Annotated in this window: 18 protein-coding genes and 2 rRNA genes; 4 read left to right on the forward strand and 16 right to left on the reverse strand. The window is 38.7% G+C overall.

Annotation, left to right across the window (positions count from 1 at the left end; all coding sequences use genetic code 11):
* Positions 1 to 99 precede the first annotated feature (99 nt).
* Positions 100 to 984, reverse strand: coding sequence for a carbohydrate ABC transporter permease (locus tag EP737_RS21970; RefSeq protein WP_129731014.1), 885 nt, complete (start codon positions 982 to 984; stop codon positions 100 to 102).
* A 21-nt stretch (positions 985 to 1,005) separates the two neighbouring features.
* Positions 1,006 to 1,890: a carbohydrate ABC transporter permease gene (locus EP737_RS21975; protein WP_129731016.1), complete on the reverse strand. Its 885-nt coding sequence runs from the start codon at positions 1,888 to 1,890 to the stop codon at positions 1,006 to 1,008.
* A gap of 805 nt (positions 1,891 to 2,695) precedes the next feature.
* Here EP737_RS21975 and EP737_RS21980 point away from each other — a divergent pair.
* Positions 2,696 to 4,924, forward strand: a complete 2,229-nt coding sequence (locus EP737_RS21980; protein WP_129731018.1) for an alpha-galactosidase — start codon at positions 2,696 to 2,698, stop codon at positions 4,922 to 4,924.
* Between the two features lie 29 nt (positions 4,925 to 4,953).
* Positions 4,954 to 5,886 (forward strand): ROK family protein, encoded by a 933-nt coding sequence (locus EP737_RS21985; protein ID WP_129731020.1) that lies wholly within the window; start codon positions 4,954 to 4,956, stop codon positions 5,884 to 5,886.
* 49 nt (positions 5,887 to 5,935) lie between these two features.
* On the opposite strand, the gene EP737_RS21990 is transcribed toward EP737_RS21985, so the two are convergent.
* The 11 genes from EP737_RS21990 to EP737_RS22040 form a co-directional block, all read right to left on the reverse strand.
* Positions 5,936 to 6,949, reverse strand: a complete 1,014-nt coding sequence (locus tag EP737_RS21990) for a substrate-binding domain-containing protein (protein ID WP_246040341.1) — start codon at positions 6,947 to 6,949, stop codon at positions 5,936 to 5,938.
* A 350-nt stretch (positions 6,950 to 7,299) separates the two neighbouring features.
* On the reverse strand, positions 7,300 to 8,265 hold the full coding sequence (locus EP737_RS21995) for a sugar ABC transporter substrate-binding protein (RefSeq protein WP_129731022.1): 966 nt from the start codon (positions 8,263 to 8,265) through the stop codon (positions 7,300 to 7,302).
* Positions 8,266 to 8,451: 186 nt separating this feature from the next.
* Positions 8,452 to 9,435 carry a Gfo/Idh/MocA family protein gene (locus tag EP737_RS22000; RefSeq protein WP_129731024.1) on the reverse strand — a complete coding sequence of 328 codons (984 nt, stop codon included), beginning with the start codon at positions 9,433 to 9,435 and terminating at the stop codon, positions 8,452 to 8,454.
* A 51-nt stretch (positions 9,436 to 9,486) separates the two neighbouring features.
* The gene (locus EP737_RS22005) at positions 9,487 to 10,104 is read right to left on the reverse strand and encodes an SGNH/GDSL hydrolase family protein (protein WP_129731025.1); all 618 of its coding nucleotides are present in this window, start codon (positions 10,102 to 10,104) and stop codon (positions 9,487 to 9,489) included.
* Between the two features lie 18 nt (positions 10,105 to 10,122).
* Positions 10,123 to 11,070 (reverse strand): mannose-6-phosphate isomerase, class I, encoded by a 948-nt coding sequence (manA, locus tag EP737_RS22010; RefSeq protein WP_342772934.1) that lies wholly within the window; start codon positions 11,068 to 11,070, stop codon positions 10,123 to 10,125.
* A 508-nt stretch (positions 11,071 to 11,578) separates the two neighbouring features.
* A complete protein-coding gene (locus EP737_RS22015) occupies positions 11,579 to 12,451 on the reverse strand; it encodes an ROK family protein (protein ID WP_129731029.1) in 873 nt (290 codons plus the stop codon).
* Between the two features lie 21 nt (positions 12,452 to 12,472).
* Positions 12,473 to 13,186, reverse strand: coding sequence for a GntR family transcriptional regulator (locus tag EP737_RS22020; RefSeq protein WP_129731031.1), 714 nt, complete (start codon positions 13,184 to 13,186; stop codon positions 12,473 to 12,475).
* Between the two features lie 150 nt (positions 13,187 to 13,336).
* Positions 13,337 to 14,740 carry a glycoside hydrolase family 1 protein gene (locus EP737_RS22025; RefSeq protein ID WP_129731033.1) on the reverse strand — a complete coding sequence of 468 codons (1,404 nt, stop codon included), beginning with the start codon at positions 14,738 to 14,740 and terminating at the stop codon, positions 13,337 to 13,339.
* 144 nt (positions 14,741 to 14,884) lie between these two features.
* Complete coding sequence (gene celB, locus EP737_RS22030) at positions 14,885 to 16,180, reverse strand: PTS cellobiose transporter subunit IIC (protein ID WP_129731035.1); 1,296 nt, start codon at positions 16,178 to 16,180, stop codon at positions 14,885 to 14,887.
* Between the two features lie 32 nt (positions 16,181 to 16,212).
* Positions 16,213 to 16,545 carry a PTS sugar transporter subunit IIA gene (locus tag EP737_RS22035; protein WP_129731037.1) on the reverse strand — a complete coding sequence of 111 codons (333 nt, stop codon included), beginning with the start codon at positions 16,543 to 16,545 and terminating at the stop codon, positions 16,213 to 16,215.
* Between the two features lie 3 nt (positions 16,546 to 16,548).
* Positions 16,549 to 16,857: a PTS sugar transporter subunit IIB gene (locus EP737_RS22040; protein ID WP_129731039.1), complete on the reverse strand. Its 309-nt coding sequence runs from the start codon at positions 16,855 to 16,857 to the stop codon at positions 16,549 to 16,551.
* Positions 16,858 to 17,402: 545 nt separating this feature from the next.
* Between EP737_RS22040 and EP737_RS22045 the strand changes: the two genes are divergently transcribed.
* Both EP737_RS22045 and EP737_RS22050 read left to right on the forward strand, forming a co-directional pair.
* Positions 17,403 to 18,008: a nitroreductase family protein gene (locus EP737_RS22045; protein ID WP_129731041.1), complete on the forward strand. Its 606-nt coding sequence runs from the start codon at positions 17,403 to 17,405 to the stop codon at positions 18,006 to 18,008.
* Between the two features lie 490 nt (positions 18,009 to 18,498).
* Positions 18,499 to 19,674 (forward strand): MFS transporter, encoded by a 1,176-nt coding sequence (locus EP737_RS22050; protein WP_129731043.1) that lies wholly within the window; start codon positions 18,499 to 18,501, stop codon positions 19,672 to 19,674.
* Positions 19,675 to 19,800: 126 nt separating this feature from the next.
* Here EP737_RS22050 and EP737_RS25775 read toward each other — a convergent pair whose 3' ends face one another.
* The 3 genes from EP737_RS25775 to EP737_RS22060 form a co-directional block, all read right to left on the reverse strand.
* Entirely contained in the window at positions 19,801 to 19,947 is a 147-nt protein-coding gene (locus tag EP737_RS25775; RefSeq protein WP_165350885.1) for a hypothetical protein, read from the reverse strand.
* Positions 19,948 to 20,082: 135 nt separating this feature from the next.
* Positions 20,083 to 20,198, reverse strand: a 5S ribosomal RNA gene (gene rrf, locus EP737_RS22055).
* A gap of 60 nt (positions 20,199 to 20,258) precedes the next feature.
* A 23S ribosomal RNA gene (locus EP737_RS22060) occupies positions 20,259 to 22,965 on the reverse strand; the annotation flags it as partial.

Consider the following 22,965-nt stretch of genomic DNA (forward strand, 5'->3'; position numbering starts at 1 on the left):
ACCCCCATAGGTATATAAGAAATATGCAATAGATAAATAGGGCTTCCAGAAAGAATGGATTCATTTATCTATAGTAAAACCAGAGCCAATGAGGCATTATCATTTACCGCCAGTAGTAGCAATTCCCTGTATGAAATACTTCTGCCCTACAAAGAATAGGATGATTAAAGGCAAGAGAATGAGTACACTCGCAGCCATCATAGGTCCCCATGAGATGATCAAAGCGCCCTTAAATTGCAGAATACCTAAAGCAAGTGTGTACATAGAGTCGTCATTTAGATAGATTAATGGTCCAAGAAAATCATTCCAAGTCCACATAAAGCTTAGTAAAGCAACTGTTATAACAGCCGGAACCGATAGAGGCAGAATAATTCTCCAAAATATCCCGAATGTCCCACATCCATCTAAAAAGGCGGACTCTTCAAGTTCCTTTGGTATCGTTTTAAAGAATTGACGAAGCATAAAGATAAAGTATGCGTTTCCAAAGAATGCCGGAACAATTAACGGCAGGAATGTATTTACCCAGCCCAGCTTAGAAAAAATCATATAAACCGGGATCATTGTAACTTGAGGAGGGAGCATCATAGTCGCTAACAATAATACAAACCAGACATTCCGCCCTTTCCCTTTTATACGGGCAAATCCATACGCTACAATTGTAGAAGATAGAACCGTTCCAAGAACAGTCAATACGGTTACAACGATTGAATTCCAATAATACTGACCGAAATTAACCATCGTAAAAACATCTCGATAGTTTGAAAACTCCCAAACCTTCGGCAGAATCGTCGGTGGGAAAGTTAAGGCTTCATTTTCTGGCTTGAATGATGTTCCGACTAACCAGAGAAATGGAAAGATAAATATGATTGATAAGCCAATTAATAGAGTATAAGTTACAGTTCTTTCAATCATTCTTCCTCTTTTAATACTTCGCTCTTTTTTTGCTTTTACTTTCGGTTTTAATTTTACTTCAGTAAGTTCCATCCTTGTTCCTCCCTCCTCCAATTACTCATCAAACTCGTAGTAAACTTTCTTTCCAAAGAATTTAAATTGAATAACGGTGAAGATTAAGATAATAACAAACAAAATCCAAGCGAGTGCAGAAGCATAGCCCATCTTAAAGAATTTAAATGCATCTTGATAAAGATAGAATACGTAGAATAATGACTTATAGTTTGGTCCGCCATTCCCGCTGCTAACCACATATGCCTGTGTGAATATTTGGAAGGATCCAATCAAACCCATGATTAAGTTAAAAAAGATTACGTTTGAAGTCATTGGAACAGTCACATGCCAGAACTTGCGGAGTTTCCCAGCCCCATCTAATTCAGCTGCTTCATATAAGCTGGTTGGGACATTTTGAAGACCGGCCAAGTAAATGACCATCCCGCCGCCTGCCCCCCATAGGCTCATAATGATTAAAGATGGTTTAACCATTTCTTCACTTAATAACCAATTCGAAGTTGGCAAATGGAAAAATGATAGAATTGCATTTGCAATACCAAAATCAGGCTGAAAAATCAACATCCATAGCAAGGAGCTGGCAACAGTTGGCACCAATGATGGTAAATAAAAGATTGTTCTAAACAGCCCCATAAACTTTACATTGGCATTTAATAATACAGCCAACAAATATCCAACAACCAAACCTAGCGGCACACCGATTATGGTATAAAATAAGGTATTCCATAAAGATTGCCAAAACAAAGGATCGTCAGTAAGGATTTTCTTGTAGTTTTCCACTCCAACCCACTTCGCAGCCCCAAGCCCTGAATAATCCGTAAAGGACATATACAAAGAGTAAAGCATCGGTCCAGCTGTAAAAATGACGAAACCTATTAACCACGGTAAAATGAACATATAGAACAAGAATGTTCTAGATTTATTCATCTACCTCCCTCCTTCCCTATTTTCCTAATTAAACTAAAAACAAAAAAATAAATATTCTGAAATATATAAGTATACCCTCCATTTGATTTTAAAGCCTTATTCGCCCCCCTATTTAATTATTTAAGTTATAACTCGATTACCAACTAAACTTTTCATAAGCTTAGTTACAAAGATGAAGAAGGTTTTTTCAAACACTTAAAATGAAAACACTTTCAACTCCTCTCTAATCTTAACTTAAAAAATTTATTTAAGCAACTGCATTTTAAGTTAAATAAGATAATTTTTTAATGAAAATTACTTAAATAAAAATATTTGTAACTTAATTTACCGAATTATATACACTTTTATCTTTAAGTCTCTCTAATTCCTTTTATCATTTTTCTTATTTCAACCTTGATTCATTTTAAAATGAGGCAATTTATTAAAGGATCCCGATCTATTCAGTACTATCTATATAGAAGAAGTAGCATAACTTACGGACAATCATTTAACTACGAGAATTGTTTTTTGATGTTTCTTTCATTTGAATAATGATAATTAACAATCAATTGACGATCCATTAATCGATAACTTAATTTTAGTTTATAAAATATGTTGTAAATACTTTATTTACTTGTTAAAATTCAATTTATACAACAGGTTAATAACTTTATTCATGGATCAATATTGTATTAAACTACTATGGGCATTTATCATTATCTATAATTGTAAGTGTTTACAAGGTTATTTAGACCATTCGTTAAGTATTATATAAACCATCCATGAAAATTGGTAAGCCTAATTCTTCTTTATGAGGTGATTTGCATTGAGTATTCATATTAATCAAGATTCAAGGGAATTCCACCTATTTAACGAGCATGTAAGCTATATTTTTAGAGTTCTAGAAAAAAGCAATCAATTAGAGCACCTGTATTTTGGAAAACGCATTAAACACCGTGAGTCCTTTAAACATTTGGTTGAACGTGAAGTACGGCCTTCATGCAATATGTTTGAAGGGGACCATACTTCATCTCTAGAGCATATAAAACAAGAATATCCCAGCTTCGGAACAACTGACTACCGTTTTCCTGCACATATGATAACCAATAAGATAGGTAGCCAAATAACAAATTATCAATACCATAGTTTTGAGATTATTCCTGGTAAACCAAAGCTGCCTAACTTACCAGCTACCTATGTTGAAAATGACGATGAGGCGGAAACTTTAGAGATTACCTTAATCGACGATGTATTAAAGAGCAAATTAATTTTAAGTTATACAATTTATAAAGATCGAAATGTAATTTGTCGAAATGCTAAATTTATAAACGAAGGGGAAGAACCTTTCTATATTAATAATGCTATGAGTACCAGTATTGACTTACCCGATGACCAGTATGAAATGCTCCATCTTGCTGGCGCTTGGGCCCGTGAAGCACATGTGGAGTCGCAAAAAATATCGAAAGGGATTCAATCCATCTATAGTGCCAGGGGAGCAAGCAGCCATGCACATAACCCTTTTTTAGCATTAAAAAGATTGAATGCAACTGAACATGATGGCGAGGTATATGGCTTTAGTCTTGTTTATAGCGGTAACTTTTTAGGTCAGGTTGAGGTTGATACGTATGGTGCTACTCGTGTAATGATGGGAATAAATCCGTTCCAATTTAAATGGAGATTAAAACCTGCTGAAATATTCCAAACACCAGAATGTGTGATAGTTTATTCTGATCAAGGATTAAACGGAATGAGCCAAACCTATCATAACTTATACCGTACGAGGCTAGCTCGTGGAGATTGGCGCGACAGGGAGCGTCCAATTCTCATTAATAACTGGGAAGCAACTTATTTTGGCTTTAATGAAGAAAAAATCTTAACCATTGCTAAAACCGCCAGAGAGCTGGGGATTGAGTTATTTGTTTTAGATGATGGTTGGTTCGGTCAAAGAAATGATGATACAAGCTCTTTAGGAGATTGGTTTGAAAATAAAGAAAAACTTCCAAATGGTATTAAAGGCTTATCAGAAAAGATCGATGAACTAGGAATGCAGTTTGGACTTTGGTTTGAGCCGGAAATGGTGTGTAAAGATACTAAATTGTTTAAAGAGCACCCAGACTGGATTATCGCAACCCCTGATCGACGCACATCTCATGGACGCAATCAATTTGTTTTAGATTTCTCCCGTGAAGAAGTAGTTGACCATATTTTTTCACTTATGGACAAAATTATTAGTGAGTCAAAAATCTCTTATATCAAATGGGATATGAATCGTTATATAACTGAGGCCTATTCTCAAAGCTTAGATGTTGATCAACAAGGGGAAGTTTACCATCGATATATATTAGGAGTATACAATCTCTATGAAAAACTAATTGAGAAATATCCAGAAATTCTGTTTGAATCCTGCGCAGGCGGCGGCGCTCGTTTTGATCCGGGCTTGCTGTTTTATGCCCCACAAGCATGGGCTAGTGATGACACAGATGCAGTTGAAAGACTAAAAATTCAATATGGTACTTCTATGGTTTATCCGTTAAGCTCCATTGGCAGCCATGTCTCTGCGGTTCCAAATCACCAGGTAGGAAGAATAACACCTCTGGAAACTAGAGCAAATGTTGCTTATTTTGGTACATTTGGCTACGAGCTTGATATTACCAAATTGAGCGAAGAAGAAAAAGCCGCAGTAAAAGAGCAAACTTCATTTTTCAAAGAAAAACGGCAACTTATTCAAAATGGACGATTTTATCGCTTACTAAATCCATTCGAATCAAATGAGGTTTCTTGGATGGTAGTATCTGAAGACCAGCGGGAAGCCCTTGTTGGATATTATAAAGTTTTAGCAAGACCTAATGATAAATATTACCGTATTAAGTTAAGGGGCCTTGATCCAGATAAACTTTACAGTATTGAGGGTAAGGAAACAACACATTATGGTGATGAGTTAATGAATATAGGAATTGTCCTTGCCGAAGATTACACTGATCGTGCATCAGAGTATTGGCAACGTGAAAAAGAAGGAGATTTTTCGTCTAAACTGTTTATTTTAAAAGAGGTATAACTCATATAACCAAGGTAGGGTGCTAATTTATGAAAAATTATATGGTTTTTGATGTCGGTGGAAGCAAGGTTAAATATGCTGTCATCAACGAAGATGGAGAGTTTCTTATAAAAGGAGACTACCTCTCCTCTAATTTTGATTTTGAAAAATTTCAATCTGATATCATTTCAGTAACACTTGAAAATAAAGAAAAATACAACGTTGCGGGAATTGCATTCAGCTGTCCTGGCGGAGTAGATAGCGAAAGCGGAATTATCGGTGGTGCCAGTGCTCTGCCTTGTATCCATGGCCCCAATTTTAAGAAGATATTTGGAGAAGCAACGGGATTGCTTGTTGAAATAGAAAACGACGCAAATTCAGCTGCATTAGGGGAAGTTTGGAAAGGCGCAGCAAAACATAATCAAAACGTTCTGTTTGCGATTATTGGCAGCGGAATTGGGGGGGCATTGATAAAAAACCGAAGAATCCATAAAGGTGCAAATCTGCATGGCGGTGAAATCGGTTATATGGTAATGAATCTTTTAAGTGAAAATGGCACGATTACCTTTCAAACATGGAGCGAATTAGCCGCCACAGGTGGTTTAGTCCGTCAGATCGCAAAGATGAAAGGCTTAGATCCTCAAAAATTAAATGGACAGCAGATATTTGATGCAGCTGAAGCCGGTGATCGAGATTGCATTAAGGCGATTGATCATTTCTACTTATCTTTAGCACATGGTCTGTATAACATTCAATACGTGTATGATCCTGAAAAAATTATAATAGGTGGTGCAATTAGCAGTCGTATTGATTTGATTGAACAAATCAATCAAAAGCTTGATATCCTGTTAGATGCCGTATCAATAGCCAAGGTTCGGCCAATCATTGAAACGTGTCAATTTAAAAACGATGCAAATTTGCTCGGTGCTTTATTTCACTATCTTCAACGCCAAAAAGTAAAACACGTTACTGGTATTTGCTAATAGGATTTTAAACAAAAATAAAACAAGGGAGCGAAGTTGCTTCCTTGTTTTATTTTTGTTCGATTTTTTTTACTGAATCCCTGTAAACGATATTACCCTTAATAAAAGTCCTTCCGTACTTCTTCTTAGGATTTTCTAATTTTCCCATAATAAACTTAACTGCTACTCTAGACATTTCCTCTATATCCACTTCAACTGTCGTTAATTGCGGATCCGATAAGGTAGCATGAATGGAATTATCAAACCCCACTACTGAACAATCTTCAGGCACATGAAACCCATTCTTTTGCAGCAAATGAATGAGATTATACGCTACCTCATCATTATTGCACACAAATGCTGTTGGCATATCTTCCGGTAATTCGATATCAATATACCTGCCAAGCTCATCTCGATCTTTAATCACATAATCCTTTCTAAGCTCAATCCGATGCTCTAATAGCGATTTATAATAACCAAGGTACCTGTCTTGAATGCTGCTTGTAGCATGGACATTTCCAACAAAAGCTATTTTTTTATGGCCATTTCTCACTACATAATTTGTCAATTCATATACGCCATAGAAATTATCTGTAAGAACTGAGTCAATTTCATTCTGGTCCGTGTAAAAATCCAAAAATATGACTGGACTTTCAATTTTTCCAATTAACTCTACATATTTTTTCCCTAATTGGCCCAGAACGATAAACCCGTCTACTTTTTTTTCATTATAAATCCTTGGCAAAACTAACTGATCTTCATCCGCTTGGCTTAGGATGTACAATATCCCTGAATAATGATAACTATCCAAAACCTTTGATAGCATTTGATAAAATTGAAGATAAAAAGCCTGAGTCGTTACAGAAAAACGCTCTGGTATCACAATGCCAAGATTATATGATAATCCTTCCTTCATTGATTTAGCATGTGTATTAAAACGGTAGCCCATTTCTTCGGCAACCCTTTTAATTTTTTCTTTCAACTCTTCGCTTACGCCTTCTTTATCATTAAGTGCCTTTGAGATAGTAACACTGCTAACTCCAACTTTCTCTGCTATATCACGCATTGTAATATTGCCTTTCACAACGATTCCTCCGGTTCTTATAATACAACAGATACCTCTATCGTAATTTTTTTATAAACAATAGTAAACAGATTACAAATAAATAAACCCTCCTTGAATTTAAAAGATATTCCCCTCCTAAAAACGTAGCCGTTATCATTAATTTGTAACCTTAACGATAACTTAATTATAAAGATATTAGATTCTATGGTCAATTTATGCTTTGTAATTTTCTTCTTTACTTTTCGTATCACTTTAGGCATAGCCAGCAACTTAAGAAAATGTATAAAACGTATAAAAAAGAGGACACCATTCCATGCAGCGTTACGTGGAATGGTGTCCTAATTTATATCTACAAACTCTCCATTTTTTCAAAACCTACTCCCAAATTGTAATGCTTCTTCCAAAAAATCCAGCTTATTTTTTGCATTATCCTGAGTTATGATATCAACTCCGCTATCAATCCGCTTTCGGACAGTTTCCCCCTTAATAGCCCTTAAGGCTTGCTCGACACTTAAGTATCCCATATCATAAGGATTCTGTCCGAGCGTAGCACTCAATTTGCCTTCCTTAACAAACTTAATCATTTCCGTAATACCATCTGCCCCAACAACGGGAATCTTTGTCCCTGTCTTGTCTAGAATTTTTAATGCATCTAGAGCCAGCACGTCGTCGGCAGTAATTACACCTTTGATAGCAGGATAAGTCTGCAAAATGTCTTTCATTACCGATTTTAGAATAAACGAATCGTCATATCCTGATTGTTCCGTGACAATCTCCATTCCTGCATCTTCTAATGCCTCTTTCGCTCCCTTTATTCGATCGGTCATCATTTGAAAGGAGGATGGCCCTTTAATAAGGGCTACTTGATCTCCTGGATATAGCATAGAAGCTAATAATTCTCCTGCTTTTTTCCCAAATTCAAGGTTATCCGTGCCAATATAAGTGACTTTATCCTTCCATTCAGCATCGGTATCTGCCAGTAGCACTGGTATGTTTTTTTTCTTATATTCCTCTAGTATAGGCATAATGGCGGATGGCTGAATTGGGGTAACAATGATCGCATCCGGCTTTTCTCTTATGACGCTTTTTAATATGTCCAGCTGCTTTGCAGTTGCATCTGCAGAACCTGGCGCTACTACTTTACCATCTATCTGAAAGTCCTCAAACGCTTTGTTAGCTCCTGATTCAAAAAGTCTCCAATACTCTATATCTATTACTTTTGAAACAACAACAATTTTAGGCTGATCATCTTTGGTAAAAAGCTTGAGGATAAAAACTAGTAAGATAATAAGAAAAATGAGACAAACGGTAAAAATTATCCATCGCCTTTTCAATGTTGGACCTCCACTCCATCTGCATCATTTATTTTGATCAATTCCTTGTATCAGTAACACATTTTTATATAGTAGGCTTATCCAAAGTTATTAGAAGTTTTCACAATTAACTTTTGTTTTAGCTATTCTAATTTGTACCTTATATAAATTGCAAAAAAGAGCCAATGAATTGGCTCTTATCGATTCCTATACAAGATCGGCTTCAAAAACGATGCCTGCATCCCTTCTAGCCGCAACAACCATCTTCATGACAGAATGGCTGTAATCGAGCAACTCATAGCAGCGCTCAAATTCTCTTTTTTTATAAACATAGTTAAATTCTAATAGCTCATAATATAAACTATTGTGGGTAGTCTGCATATTCAAGGGGACTTCCTTATCTTCTATATATAAAATCACTTTTTGACACCCTTGAGCACCGTTTACAACATGAATATAACCTTTTTCACCTTGAATTAGAGCAAAATTCATACTGTGAGTATCCTTACAACCAACACACTCACTAATAAACTTAGGGTATTTCATAACCAAAACTCCAGAGGTATCAATCCCATTTGCATGCTTATTTGCTGTGTAACTAATAGATTCAGGTGTTCCAAATAAATTCATAACAAAATGCAAATTATAAATATTAATATCTGTTAGAGCACCACCTGAAAATTTGGGATTAAAAACATTTGGTGTCTCACCTGCAAGTAATGCATTGTATTTACTTGAATATTGACTATAGTTACATTGAACAAATTTAATAGCTCCAAGCTTTGCAATATTATCTTTAATTAATTGATAGTTTGGCAAATGAATGGTCGTAATCGCTTCAAATAGCATTAACTTTTTTCTTTTAGCAAGGCTAATTAAACTTTCTACTTCACTCATTGTCGATGTAAATGGTTTTTCACAAATCACATGTTTATCATGCTCAAGCGCACGATAAGCATGATCATAATGCAAGCTATTTGGAGAAGCAACATAAACAAATTCTATATTGGGATCAGAATACATTTCATCCAAATCGGTATAAACAGAAGTTATATTATATTTCTCAGCCAGTGGTTTAGCAGTTTCTTCTTTTCTTGAATACATCGCCACGCATTGGGCTTCATCAATAGAATCTAGTGCGGAAAGAAAGTTGTCCACAATAGCACCTGTTCCAATTGTTGCAATCTTCATGCTAAAGCACCTCAATCTAGTTACTTGTTAGTAATGAATGTAGGAATAGATTCACTCATGATTGAAAAAGGATTTTAACCATGCTTTTGCCATTAACATATTTCCAATAGAATTCATATGAACTCCATCTACGGTTAACTTATGAATTGGCTTTTGCTTAAAATAATCTATAAAAACTTGGTGAGTATCAACCAAAATGGCGTTATATTCCTTCGCAAGTTTTTGGACTGCTTCCACGTAAGGAGCTAGCAATTGGTTGCCAGGAGATTCAATTTCTTCTCCATGGATTGTGGGTTCCATTAGAATCAACTCGGCTTTTGTTTTAGTTTTTACCTGATCTAGTAAGTTCCGATAGATTTTCTCATATTGGTCAGGGAAAATGAGCTCTTTTTCAGGATGATCAAGCCGTCGCCAAACATCATTAATACCAATAGAGATAGAAATATAGTCAGGTTTCATCTCAATTACGTCCCTGTCCCATCTTGTTACTAAATCAGTTATATGATTTCCACTAACCCCTTTGTTCACAATCTTTGGAGATTGATTCGTTATTACTAAGTAATCATGAATCAATCTAACATATCCAAAACCAATTTTTTCAGAGTCTTCAAAGCGTCCTGACTCTGTTATACTATCTCCGATAAAAAGTAATACATCATCTTGTCTCATAATTTTATCCTTCCCCCCTTATGTGTGGGAAACAATTAGTTGACATTCTCCATCTATAACGAATTCTCCTAATCCTACAGGAATAATGAAATGTGTGCCCTGATTTAAGGAATAATTTTCACCATTATGAATCAATGAACCCTCACCCTTTATCACGCTTAAAAGTAAGTATTGTTCACTATCAGAAAACGCTGCACTGCCTGTAATATCCCACTTGTACACAGAGAAAAAATCAGCTTCTACAAATGTTGTTATCGTTACATTCTCCTTTGATTGAACAGCAGATTTACTTCCAGCCACTTGATGAGGAACAGTTGTCACATCAACAGCTTTATCTAAATGCAGCTCGCGTAAGTATCCTTGGTCGTCTCTGCGGTCATAGTCATATACCCGATAAGTTGTGTCAGAGCTTTGCTGCGTTTCTAACACAAGCGTTCCTTCGCATAGGGCGTGAATTGTTCCGCTTGGCACATAGAAAAAATCTCCTGGCTTGATTTTTACTCGCCGAAGCAGTTCATTCCATTTTCCTTCATTAATCTGCTGAATTAATTCTTCTTTTGTTTGAGCATTATGGCCAAAAATCATATCGGCATCTTCTTTACAATCAATGATATACCAACATTCCGTCTTACCTAACTCGCCATTTTCATGGGCCTTTGCATAAGTATCATCTGGATGAACTTGAACAGATAAGTCCATGTTTGCATCTAATATTTTTGTTAAAAGAGGAAAAATCTCCTCTTTTGGGTTTCCAAAGAGCTCCGGATGTTTCTTCCATAGCACATCCAGTGTTTCGCCAGCAAAAGGCCCATTTTCAACTATTGAAGGCCCATTTGGGTGAGCAGAAATAGCCCAGCATTCTCCTGTTTTATCATTTGGAATTGAATAGCCAAATTCTTGCGCTAAAGCAGTTCCACCCCAAATTCGCTCTTTAAATACTGGTTTTAAAAATAATGGCTGCATAATGATTCCCCTTACAATTTATACTTGATTTTCATTTTGCAATACTTGATAAGCAAGCTGGAGGGAGCTTGTAATCCTAGCACGGTCGCTTAAACCAGAGCCTTACCCATATAATCAAAAAGATCTGGTAAGGCCACATAACCTTTATTAAATTCCGACAAATACTTGCACACATAAGAGAATACTTGTTTTTGATTCATGACACCTACGCCCAGTACAACCCTTATAAACATAAATCCTAATATATTATATAATTGATTTATAGTTGATTTTCATTTTGCCATGCCTGATAAGCAAGCTAGAGGACTACTGTAATCCCAGCGCGATTGCTTAAGCCTGAGCTTACAATATAATCAGAAAGATCCGGTAAGGATATAATAATTTTTATTAAATTCCGGCAAACACTTTTAGACATAAGAGAATACTTGTTTTTGATTCATAACACCGACACCTAGTACGGTCTTTTTATAAAATAATCCTAATATATAACACAAGTGATTTTTATTATAATTTATACTTGGTTTTCATTTCGCAATGCCTGATAAGCAAGCTGGAGGGCTCCTGTAATCCCAGCACGGTCGCCTAAGCCAGGGCTTACAATATAATCAGAAAGCTTCGGTAAGGATATATAATTTTTATTGAATTCCGGCAAATACTTGTAAATATAAGAGAATACTTGCTTTTGATTCATAACACCGCCGCCCAGAATGATCTTTTTTGGTGATAGAATCAGAATATATTGCATAAGTGCTTGCGCAATATAGTAACCTTCCAAATCCCATACTTCCGTACGTTCTACCAAATGAATCCCTTTATCCCCCCAGCGTTCTTCAATACTAGGACCCGCTGCAAGACCTTCAAAGCAATCATGATGATACGGACATTTTCCTTCATATCTATCAGCACGATGGCGTCTTACTAAAATATGCCCCATTTCAGGATGGGAAAGGCCTTGGAGCAATTTCCCTTGAACAATTGCTCCTGCCCCTATTCCCGTTCCAACCGTTATATACAAACAGCTATCTAAACCTTTAGCTGCCCCAAATGTAGCCTCTCCTAAGGCTGCTGCATTTACATCCGTATTAAAACCAACAGGGACTGAAAATGTCTCTTTTATGACTCTAACAAGAGGGTAGTCCTTCCAAGCTATCTTCGGTGTAGAGGTAATAAAGCCATAAGCTGGACTTTCTGTATTCACATCAATAGGGCCAAATGAACCAATACCGATGGCTTCAATATTATACTTCTTAAAAAATTGAATGACTTCTGCCATAGTTTCCTCAGGTACTGTTGTAGGAATCTGGATTCGCTCAATAATCTTGCCCGACTCATCCCCGACTGCGCAAACAAACTTTGTACCTCCAGCCTCAATTGCACCTAACATAAATCATTCCTCCAATACTATTTATCGTACGGGATTAACTGTTGTTACTTCGAATTTATCATATCGATGGCGTGAGAATGAGTACTCGAAAGGAACCCCATTGTTCAAAAAACCAACATGCTCGACTTCAAGGATAGGATCATCGGGTAAACATTCCAAATGTTCCTGATCTAACTCATCCGACTTGCACGCTCTGATTTTTCGATGAGAACCTGCTATTGTCAAACCCAAATCCTCTTGGATATATCTATAAATAGAACTGTGCAGAACTTCATCTTTAATACCTGGGATAAGTGTAGTCGGCATATATGTTTTTTCCATGACATATGGCTCATCGTCAATCATTCTTAGACGAATTAAATAATACACTGGCGTTTTCATGTCAATCGCAAGGTGTTTCGCAACCTCTGTTGTCGGAAATTGAACCTCGAATTTTATCATCTTACTCGTAATTTTTTTATCCTTTATGAGATTTGATAACCCCAAAGCTTCATTACTAATGACATTCACTCGGCTAGTTTGTATAGCAGATTGAACAATAAAGGTTCCATGTCCTCTCTTTCGATAAAGCAGACCTTCCATTACTAAAATGTCAAGTGCCCTTTTCATTGTCATCCTGCTGCATCCAAACTCTTTCGCCAGCGATATTTCGTCTGGTATTGGTTGATCGATCGGATAATTCCCATCCTTGATTCTCTGTCTCATCTCTAAAGAAATTGATTGATATTTATTCATACCTGAACCACCCAACTAATTAAGAATATATTTCCTTAATTATAATATAAATGTTTTATATCTCTTATATTTTTCAAAAAAGGGGTCAATTTATCAATGAATAGTCAGGTTTTATGGTCAAGTTTCGATTTCTAACTCTTATAATTTTATTTAAAACCCATTATTTTCTGAAAGCTTCTTAAACCATTGTCCGCTCTTTTTAATTGTACGTTCCCCATCTTTATCTAGATTAACTGAAACAAAGCCGTAGCGATTTTTATAGGCATTTGTCCATGACCAATTGTCCATAAAAGTCCACAAGTGGTACCCCTTTGCTTTTGATCCTTCTTCGATAGCCTTATGAACCCACTTTAGGTGATCCTGGATAAATTCAATTCGATAATCATCTTGAATAATTCCGGTTTCATCGCGGAATTTCTCTTCCCCTTCAACACCCATTCCATTTTCGGAAATGAAGCATTCAATATTGCCATAGTTCTCTTTTAAATTGATAAGGATATCATATATACCTTTTTCGTAAATTTCCCAACCACGATGTGGATTCATTTTGCGTCCAGGCATTACGTAGTTATCAAAATAACGGTCTGGCATAAATGGAGCTTCTGGATTTGGAAGATTCTCTTTTGCTTTAACCCTTCTTGGCTGATAATAATTCACACCAAGTATATCGACTGTATTATTTTTAATAATATCCAAATCTCCATCTTCAATAACGGGCATAAAGCCTTCTTCCTTCAAAATTTGAACAAGCTCTTGAGGGAACTCACCTTTCACAGATGGGTCCAAAAAGGATCGATTGAAAAATGCATCGGCCAGCACTGATGCTTTTAGATCAGCAGGGTTTTCGCTTCTAGGATAAGAAGGGGTTAGATTTAAAACAATACCGATCTTTCCATCCTGACCCATTTCCTTATACGCTTTAATAGCTCTTGCACTAGATAAAATTGTATGGTATCCAACTTGGACTGCCTTACCAAAATCGATTTCATTTGGATAATGGAAATCGTATAGATAACCACCTTCAACAGGAACAATTGGCTCATTATGAGTAAACCATTTTTTTACTCGGTCTCCGAACAATTCAAAACATGTTTTAGCATATGCTTCATATGCATCTACTACTTCTCTGTTGACCCATCCACCAATCTTTTGCAATTCCATCGGCATATCAAAATGGAATAAACCAACAAATGGCTCAACACCATTTTCAATGAATTCATTAATAACATTATTATAAAATTCAACCGCTTTTGGATTGACTTCACCGACACCATTTGGAATTAATCTTGACCACGAAATCGACATCCGGAAGGAATTATGACCAATTTCCTTCATTAATTGAATATCCTCTTTATACTTATAATAAAATTGGGATGTTTTTTCTGGACCCACTCCATTAAAGAAACGATTCGGCTCCACTTCATACCAATGATCCCATATGTTCTTTCCTTTACCCTCTACATCTGCCGCACCCTCTGTTTGAGTAGCTGAAGCTGCAGAACCCCACCAAAACCCCTCTGGAAAGCGGTATTTTACTTTATTTATGTTTGACATACACTGTTTCCCCTCTTCTAACATTCATTGTTTTTTGTTAATTAAATTTTTAAAAAATCAAGGACAGAATCATACGATTTGCAAAATATGCGCTGCAACTGCTTTATCCTGTCCTCTTTGCGCTATCGTGTAACAAACAACAACTTATACAGCTTGATCCATTTCTTCTTTCTCTTTTTTCACATTGACACGGTCAATCACTTTTAGGAATGGGAACCAAATGACAAATACGATTGCCACATTAACAAGCTGCAATAATCCTCCAGCGAGTGAGTTAGTCGCCATGATACCATTAATGAATACTGGAACAGTCCAAGGTACTGTAACACCAGTTGGCGGTGGAACTAGACCTGAAGCCATCGCAAAATAAGACACTAACGTAACAATCATTGGTGAAAGTACCCAAGGAACAATAATTAATGGGTTCATCACAATCGGCAATCCAAAAATAATCGGTTCATTTACGTTGAAGATACCAGGTCCAAGACCAAGCTTTGCGACTTGCTTCATTTGCTTGCTCTTCATAAAGAATAGAATCGCAAGCACTACGGCTAATGTCATCCCTGTTCCGCCCATACCTACTGTATAGATTTCCATGAACGGTTTGGAAATGATATGCGGAATAGGTTTGCCGGCTGTATACGCATCTAAGTTTTCAATTTGTAATGTATTCCAGATTGGATCCATGATAGAGTTGATAATGACTTGTCCATGCAAACCAAAAAACCATAATATTTGAATTAAGAAAATCGCAATAAGAGTAGGGATAATACCACTGCCTAATCCCACTAATGGAGCTTGGATGGCTTTATAAATCACATCATGCATATTTGTGTTAAATACTTGCGTCACAAGTATATTGATCACTAAAAATACAGTTAACGTTAGAAACGCCGGAATAAGTGCTGCGAATGACTTTGCGACAGCCGGCGGTACGCCAGGAGGCATCTTGATTGTAATGTTTTTCTGAACAATTTTACGGTAGATTTCAGCAGAAGCAAAGGCTGTAATCATGCCAAGGAACATCCCTTTCGCTCCAAGACGATCTACCGGAATGACACCTGTAACAGCTTGACCTGCCTCAGGCTGAAGCATAAATGGTGTTAAAATCAAGAAGGACACGAGGGCAATGGCACCACCAAAAACCGCTTCAACCTCATAACTCTTCGATAGATAGTACCCGATACCAAAGACAACGAAAATAGACATGATTCCCATTGTGGACGAGGACGCAATTCCAAACATATCACGAAATGTGGCAATCGCCTCTTCGCTCATCAACTTATTTAAGAATGGCAAGTTCGTTAACACAACAAAGATAGAACCAAAAATGGTTAATGGGAATGATAACATAAACGCATCACGTAAAACGGTTAAATAACGACTGTTATTTAGCTTCCCAGCTATCGGAACAAGATATCGACTTAATTTTTCAAACAAAGAAGTTCCTCCTCTCAGCTGCTAGAATCTTTTTATAGGTTTTTTGTTTTAAATATTTCAAGCAATTCCTTAACAAGTTCTTTCATTGTTAATGTTGACATCAGATGATCTTCCGCATGTATCAGAAGTAAAGCAAATTCAGTTTTATTTCCTGAAGCTTCCTGCTGCACCATGTTAAAATGAATCGAATGGGCAACCTTTAAATCTTCTTCTGCTTGTATCAAAAGATTGTCCGCTTCTCCAATATTTCCTTCTCGGTATTCTCGCAAGGATTGAATAATTTTACTTCTTGCATTCCCGCTATGAAGAATGAGCATAAAATTAGTTTGTTCATCAGTTAACGATGTAAAATCGATTTTTTCCATTGTTTATTCCCCCATTAAACGAAGTGCTTGTTCATATGCTTTTTTCCCATCAGCCATTCCATACGCCATCATGTCGATCACTTCTACTTTAATTCCATATTTATCTGCTTCTTTTTGAAGCTCTCCTTTTAAAAAGCTCATTTGTGGTCCAATTAAGACACAATTAGCCTCGGCCATTTCTTTCTTAGCCTGATCTTGTCCAACCGCCCAAATTTTCGCCTCTTCGCCAATCGTTTGTACATATTGATCCATTTTTGTAACTAACAGACTTGTTGACATACCTGCACTACAAGCTAATAAAATCTTTTTCATTATGATCAAACTCCTTTACGTCATTTTTTATTTTAAGCGTTTTCCAAAATCGCTTACAATAACTATTATAGACATTTTATATTAAATGTCTAGTCATTTATAAAAAAACATATAAACATTTTTAATTGTCTTCATTTTATTTTTTGATATAAGATAAGACTTATTCATTATGCCGTTTTTCAGTTATGTTGTTGAAGGTATAACTTTGAATAGTAAATAAGAATAATAAGCGTATTAGCTAAATGAAAAGATATAAATCAAGAAAGAAACTAAAGAAAACTCGTCAATTGGCGAGCCCTTTCCTTGAACGAAGACAGAGGGATAGCTGCCCTTATACTTTACCCCTAAAATTTTTCGCTACATTGAATTATCTTCTAGTTAGAAATTTATACTTTCTTACAGTGTAAACTAAGCCCCATTATTTCCGAACTACCCTCGTTTATTGCCTGCAGTATCTCATCCAAATATTCTCAATCATATTGTTTGAAAATAAATAGCATCAACTATAAAATGAATAGGTACTAACAAAACAGGAGGTAATTATCATGATATCTTCAAATTCCCAATCTAAAGTAGCTCAATTCCGTCAGCCCACATATGAGATTGATCCGGTTTTCGTAAATCGTTGGTCTCCTCGTTCATTTTCAGAGAAGGAAGTTCCTGAGGAAGTATTGCTCAGTTTATTTGAAGCAGCACGTTGGGCACCATCTGCTTTTAACGTACAGCCTTGGAGATTTATTATCGCCCGTTCGCAAGAAGCTCGTGAGCAATTCCATTCCTTCATTGGTGAATTCAATTTAACCTGGTGCAAAAAGGCGCCTGCCTTCGCCCTGATTATCTCAAAGGTGACTTCAGAACATGGCGATAATCGCTCCCATGCATTCGATACAGGTGCAGCATGGGGCAGTTTATCGTTAGAAGCAGTCCATAAGGGGCTTATCACTCATCCAATGACCGGCATTGATTTTGATAAAGCACGGGGAGTCCTTCAAATACCAGATGATTATGCTATTAATGCATTAGTTGCCATTGGCTATCAAGGTGAAAAGGATGCTCTTCCTGAAGCTCTTCAACAGCGCGAACAGCCATCTCCTCGCCGTCCTTTAGAGGAATCCATATTTGAAGGAAGCTTTGGCCAGCCCTTGAAATAAATTGTGTAACAATAAACAAAAAATGCTTAGCAAATTCCTACTAAGCATTTTTTGTTTTATATGTATGCATTTTCCTTTGTCCTGTCGAAAAATTCTTGAGTGTTATCCACTGAAGCTACTGCATAATGCCGCCGCCCCCGTGAAACATTTGCCAAAAAACCTTCTAATTGACCAATTATTTCCTACAACTTATGATTGATGTAATAAAGAAAACTCGCCGATTGGCGAGCCCTGCCTTTGGGCGAAGACAGAGGCGTAGTTGCACCTACACTTTGTTCTCAAAATTTCCTGCTACGTCGAGTTCGCTTTTGACTAAAAATTTATACTTTCTTGAAATGCAACAAAAAAAGATGAATAATATAAAACCAAAGGAGATGTTGATATGACACCATACGCAAGACCTCCCTGCTAAGATGTAGAATCCAATCGTTCACGAGCACCTCCATTATTTGATTGGCTAAGTGCAATCAGAAATGAGAGGAGCTTCGTTATGAACTATAGATTAAATATTTGGAAGCTATATGCGATACGATTTTTTTACAATCTAATACCTGCATATGTAATTGAAAGGTTATTTTGGGAACAAAGAGGAATGACCATCCAGATGGTCGTATATACAGAAATAATTTTTGCCATAACCGTTGTTTTACTTGAGGTTCCAACAGGTATCATTGCTGATAAGTGGGGACGGAAGCAAATGATCGTGTTGAGCACCTTATTAGAATGTTTCATGTTTCTTATACTGGTATTCGCAACGGAATTCTGGCATTTTGCAGCTGCTATTTTCCTAGCAGGCATTGCCCGTTCCGCAAGCAGCGGGTCGGAAAATGCAATGCTTTATGATTCATTGCTGCAAAATGGTCAAGAGCAAGCTTTTGAAAAGTATCTTGGTCGCTTGAACGTGTGTGATTTCACAGCAGCCATCATAGCAGCATTGTGTGGGAGTCTTTTGGCGAGCCGGTATGGTTTTGAGTTGAATTATTGGATATCGTTTGTCAGTATGCTTGTGTCTGTGTGTGTATCGTTGATGCTAGTTGAGACAGCTGTTAAAAGCAAATCCGATGAATCAACTGAGATTAAAGAACATATAAAAGCTTCCGTGCGCTTTTTCAGAAAACATCCAGGTGTTTATCTTGTGGTGCTTTCTGGCATGGTTACTGGTGCAGCCTTAAGCTTCATCGATGAGTTCTGGCAGCTTTATTTAAATAGATTGGAAATCCCGGTTTTATATTCAGGCTTATTTTCGGCAGCCATTATGATTGTGAGACTTCCGGGAAATATAATTGCATATGTAATCAAAAGCCGGTTCCGTTACAGAACAATACTGTCGGGCGTGACCGCTATTTTTGCTGTTGGGTTCATCTATATCTCAGTGATTAAGGACTATACGAGTTTGGTAGCAATCTTCCTCATTTGTTTGCTTTCAGGGATAATAGAACCTATTACAACCGGATACTTGCACCATCGAATCAATTCCTCCATGAGAGCGACCATTGATTCGTTTCAGTCATTAGGGCTAAATGTAGTTCTAATCATTACCGGTTTGGGCTTTGGTTATTTTTCATCCAAATTTGATGTTTTCGGTGGATATGGGTTCATTGCTTGTATTTGTGTTGCATTCTTTGTTTATTTTTTAATCGCATCTAAGGAGACTATTGAACAATGAAGAGAGTGGACTTTGTGTCTGCAAGTAGTATAACTTGCTTCATGGGGTATTGAATCATGTGATAATAAAAAGCACTGTATGATACGTCTTTTTTGTATATACAGCGCTCTATTATCGTTACTTCAGTTACAAAACTGTTAAAGTAGTTACGGTTATAAATAATTCCACAATAGTTACCATAATTTTAATTAAAACAACAGCCGATAGACCGACAACCCCAAATAGACCTAGTCCAACAGCTAAACCCGTGGATAAAAACCCGTGCTTCTCCATACCCGGATCAACCTCCTGTACTGAATTCTCTATCGTATAGGATGGTCAAATATTACCGCTAGTATTCACGTATTCTTATTTTATTAGCTTAATATAAAAAAATCCCTTCTGCAAATGCAGAAGGGATTTTTTGTTGCCTAGCGACGTCCTACTCTCACAGGGGGAAACCCCCAACTACCATCGGCGCTGAAGAGCTTAACTTCCGTGTTCGGTATGGGAACGGGTGTGGCCTCTTCGCCATCATCACTAGACCTATTTAGGGATTGTAATATTCCCTCAAAACTAGATAACAAACTGTGTTATGCAATTGTATGATTAAGCCCTCGATCGATTAGTATCTGTCAGCTGCACGTGTCGCCACGCTTACACCTCAGACCTATCAACCTGATCATCTTTCAGGGATCTTACTAGCTTGACGCTATGGGAAATCTCATCTTGAGGGGGGCTTCATGCTTAGATGCTTTCAGCACTTATCCCGTCCGCACATAGCTACCCAGCGATGCCCTTGGCAGAACAACTGGTACACCAGCGGTGCGTCCATCCCGGTCCTCTCGTACTAAGGACAGCTCCTCTCAAATTTCCTGCGCCCGCGACGGATAGGGACCGAACTGTCTCACGACGTTCTGAACCCAGCTCGCGTACCGCTTTAATGGGCGAACAGCCCAACCCTTGGGACCGACTACAGCCCCAGGATGCGATGAGCCGACATCGAGGTGCCAAACCTCCCCGTCGATGTGGACTCTTGGGGGAGATAAGCCTGTTATCCCCGGGGTAGCTTTTATCCGTTGAGCGATGGCCCTTCCATGCGGAACCACCGGATCACTAAGCCCGACTTTCGTCCCTGCTCGACTTGTAGGTCTCGCAGTCAAGCTCCCTTATGCCTTTACACTCTTCGAATGATTTCCAACCATTCTGAGGGAACCTTTGGGCGCCTCCGTTACTTTTTAGGAGGCGACCGCCCCAGTCAAACTGCCCACCTGACACTGTCTCCCGCCCCGATAAGGGGCGCGGGTTAGAACTTCAATACAGCCAGAGCGGTATCCCACAGGCGCCTCCACCGAAGCTGGCGCTCCGGCTTCTCAGGCTCCCGCCTATTCTGTACAAGCTGTACCAAAATTCAATATCAGGCTACAGTAAAGCTCCACGGGGTCTTTCCGTCCTGTCGCGGGTAACCTGCATCTTCACAGGTACTATAATTTCACCGAGTCTCTGGTTGAGACAGTGCCCAAATCGTTACACCTTTCGTGCGGGTCGGAACTTACCCGACAAGGAATTTCGCTACCTTAGGACCGTTATAGTTACGGCCGCCGTTTACTGGGGCTTCGATTCAAAGCTTCGCGTGAGCTAACCTCTCCTCTTAACCTTCCAGCACCGGGCAGGTGTCAGCCCCTATACTTCGCCTTGCGGCTTCGCAGAGACCTGTGTTTTTGCTAAACAGTCGCTTGGGCCTATTCACTGCGGCTCTCCTTACGAAGAGCACCCCTTCTCCCGAAGTTACGGGGTCATTTTGCCGAGTTCCTTAACCAGAGTTCTCTCGCTCACCTTAGGATTCTCTCCTCGCCTACCTGTGTCGGTTTGCGGTACGGGCACCTTTTACCTCGCTAGAAGCTTTTCTTGGCAGCGTAGAATCAGGGAGTTCGCCCATGCGGGCTTCCCCATCACAGCTCAGCCTTTGCGGTAAGCGGATTTGCCTACTTACCAGCCTAACTGCTTAGACATGCACATCCAGTGGCATGCATCCCCTATCTTTCTGCGTCCCTCCATTGCTCAAACGGTAAAGAGGTGGTACAGGAATATCAACCTGTTGTCCATCGCCTACGCCTTTCGGCCTCGGCTTAGGTCCCGACTAACCCTGAGCGGACGAGCCTTCCTCAGGAAACCTTAGGCATACGGTGGATAGGATTCTCACCTATCTTTCGCTACTCATACCGGCATTCTCACTTCTAAGCGCTCCACCAGTCCTTCCGATCTGGCTTCACCGCCCTTAGAACGCTCCCCTACCACTGATACCAAAGGTATCAATCCGCAGTTTCGGTAGTATGTTTAGCCCCGGTACATTTTCGGCGCAGAGTCACTCGACTAGTGAGCTATTACGCACTCTTTAAATGGTGGCTGCTTCTAAGCCAACATCCTAGTTGTCTAAGCAACTCCACATCCTTTTCCACTTAACATACATTTTGGGACCTTAACTGGCGGTCTGGGCTGTTTCCCTTTTGACTACGGATCTTATCACTCGCAGTCTGACTCCCAAGGATAAGTCATTGGCATTCGGAGTTTGACTGAATTCGGTAACCCGATGGGGGCCCCTAGTCCAATCAGTGCTCTACCTCCAAGACTCTCACACTTGAGGCTAGCCCTAAAGCTATTTCGGGGAGAACCAGCTATCTCCGGGTTCGATTGGAATTTCTCCGCTACCCACACCTCATCCCCGCACTTTTCAACGTGCGTGGGTTCGGGCCTCCAGTAGGTGTTACCCTACCTTCACCCTGGACATGGGTAGATCACCCGGTTTCGGGTCTACGACCACGTACTATGACGCCCTATTCAGACTCGCTTTCGCTGCGGCTCCGCCTCTTCGGCTTAACCTTGCACGGGATCGTAACTCGCCGGTTCATTCTACAAAAGGCACGCCATCACCCATAAACGGGCTCTGACTACTTGTAGGCACACGGTTTCAGGATCTCTTTCACTCCCCTTCCGGGGTGCTTTTCACCTTTCCCTCACGGTACTGGTTCACTATCGGTCACTAGGGAGTATTTAGCCTTGGGAGATGGTCCTCCCGGATTCCGACGGAATTTCACGTGTTCCGCCGTACTCAGGATCCGCTCAAGAGGGAACGAAGTTTCGATTACAGGGCTGTTACCTTGTATCGCGGGCCTTTCCAGACCGCTTCATCTACTTCGCTCCTTTGTAACTCCGTATAGAGCGTCCTACAACCCCAAGAGGCAAGCCTCTTGGTTTGGGCTATGTTCCGTTTCGCTCGCCGCTACTCAGGAAATCGCGTTTGCTTTCTCTTCC

The organism is Ectobacillus funiculus (assembly GCF_004138295.1).
Classification (GTDB): domain Bacteria; phylum Bacillota; class Bacilli; order Bacillales; family Bacillaceae_G; genus Ectobacillus; species Ectobacillus funiculus.

Coding starts and splice junctions, on each gene's coding strand:
- EP737_RS22020 (WP_129731031.1), bottom strand. CDS start 13,186: ATGAATAAATATCAATCAATTTCTTTAGAGATGAGACAGAGAATCAAG.
- EP737_RS21970 (WP_129731014.1), bottom strand. CDS start 984: ATGGAACTTACTGAAGTAAAATTAAAACCGAAAGTAAAAGCAAAAAAA.
- EP737_RS22035 (WP_129731037.1), bottom strand. CDS start 16,545: ATGGAAAAAATCGATTTTACATCGTTAACTGATGAACAAACTAATTTT.
- EP737_RS22000 (WP_129731024.1), bottom strand. CDS start 9,435: ATGAAGATTGCAACAATTGGAACAGGTGCTATTGTGGACAACTTTCTT.
- EP737_RS22040 (WP_129731039.1), bottom strand. CDS start 16,857: ATGAAAAAGATTTTATTAGCTTGTAGTGCAGGTATGTCAACAAGTCTG.
- EP737_RS21975 (WP_129731016.1), bottom strand. CDS start 1,890: ATGAATAAATCTAGAACATTCTTGTTCTATATGTTCATTTTACCGTGG.
- EP737_RS22045 (WP_129731041.1), top strand. CDS start 17,403: ATGATATCTTCAAATTCCCAATCTAAAGTAGCTCAATTCCGTCAGCCC.
- EP737_RS22015 (WP_129731029.1), bottom strand. CDS start 12,451: ATGTTAGGTGCAATTGAGGCTGGAGGTACAAAGTTTGTTTGCGCAGTC.
- EP737_RS22005 (WP_129731025.1), bottom strand. CDS start 10,104: ATGAGACAAGATGATGTATTACTTTTTATCGGAGATAGTATAACAGAG.
- EP737_RS25775 (WP_165350885.1), bottom strand. CDS start 19,947: ATGGAGAAGCACGGGTTTTTATCCACGGGTTTAGCTGTTGGACTAGGT.
- EP737_RS21985 (WP_129731020.1), top strand. CDS start 4,954: ATGAAAAATTATATGGTTTTTGATGTCGGTGGAAGCAAGGTTAAATAT.
- EP737_RS22050 (WP_129731043.1), top strand. CDS start 18,499: ATGAACTATAGATTAAATATTTGGAAGCTATATGCGATACGATTTTTT.
- EP737_RS22025 (WP_129731033.1), bottom strand. CDS start 14,740: ATGTCAAACATAAATAAAGTAAAATACCGCTTTCCAGAGGGGTTTTGG.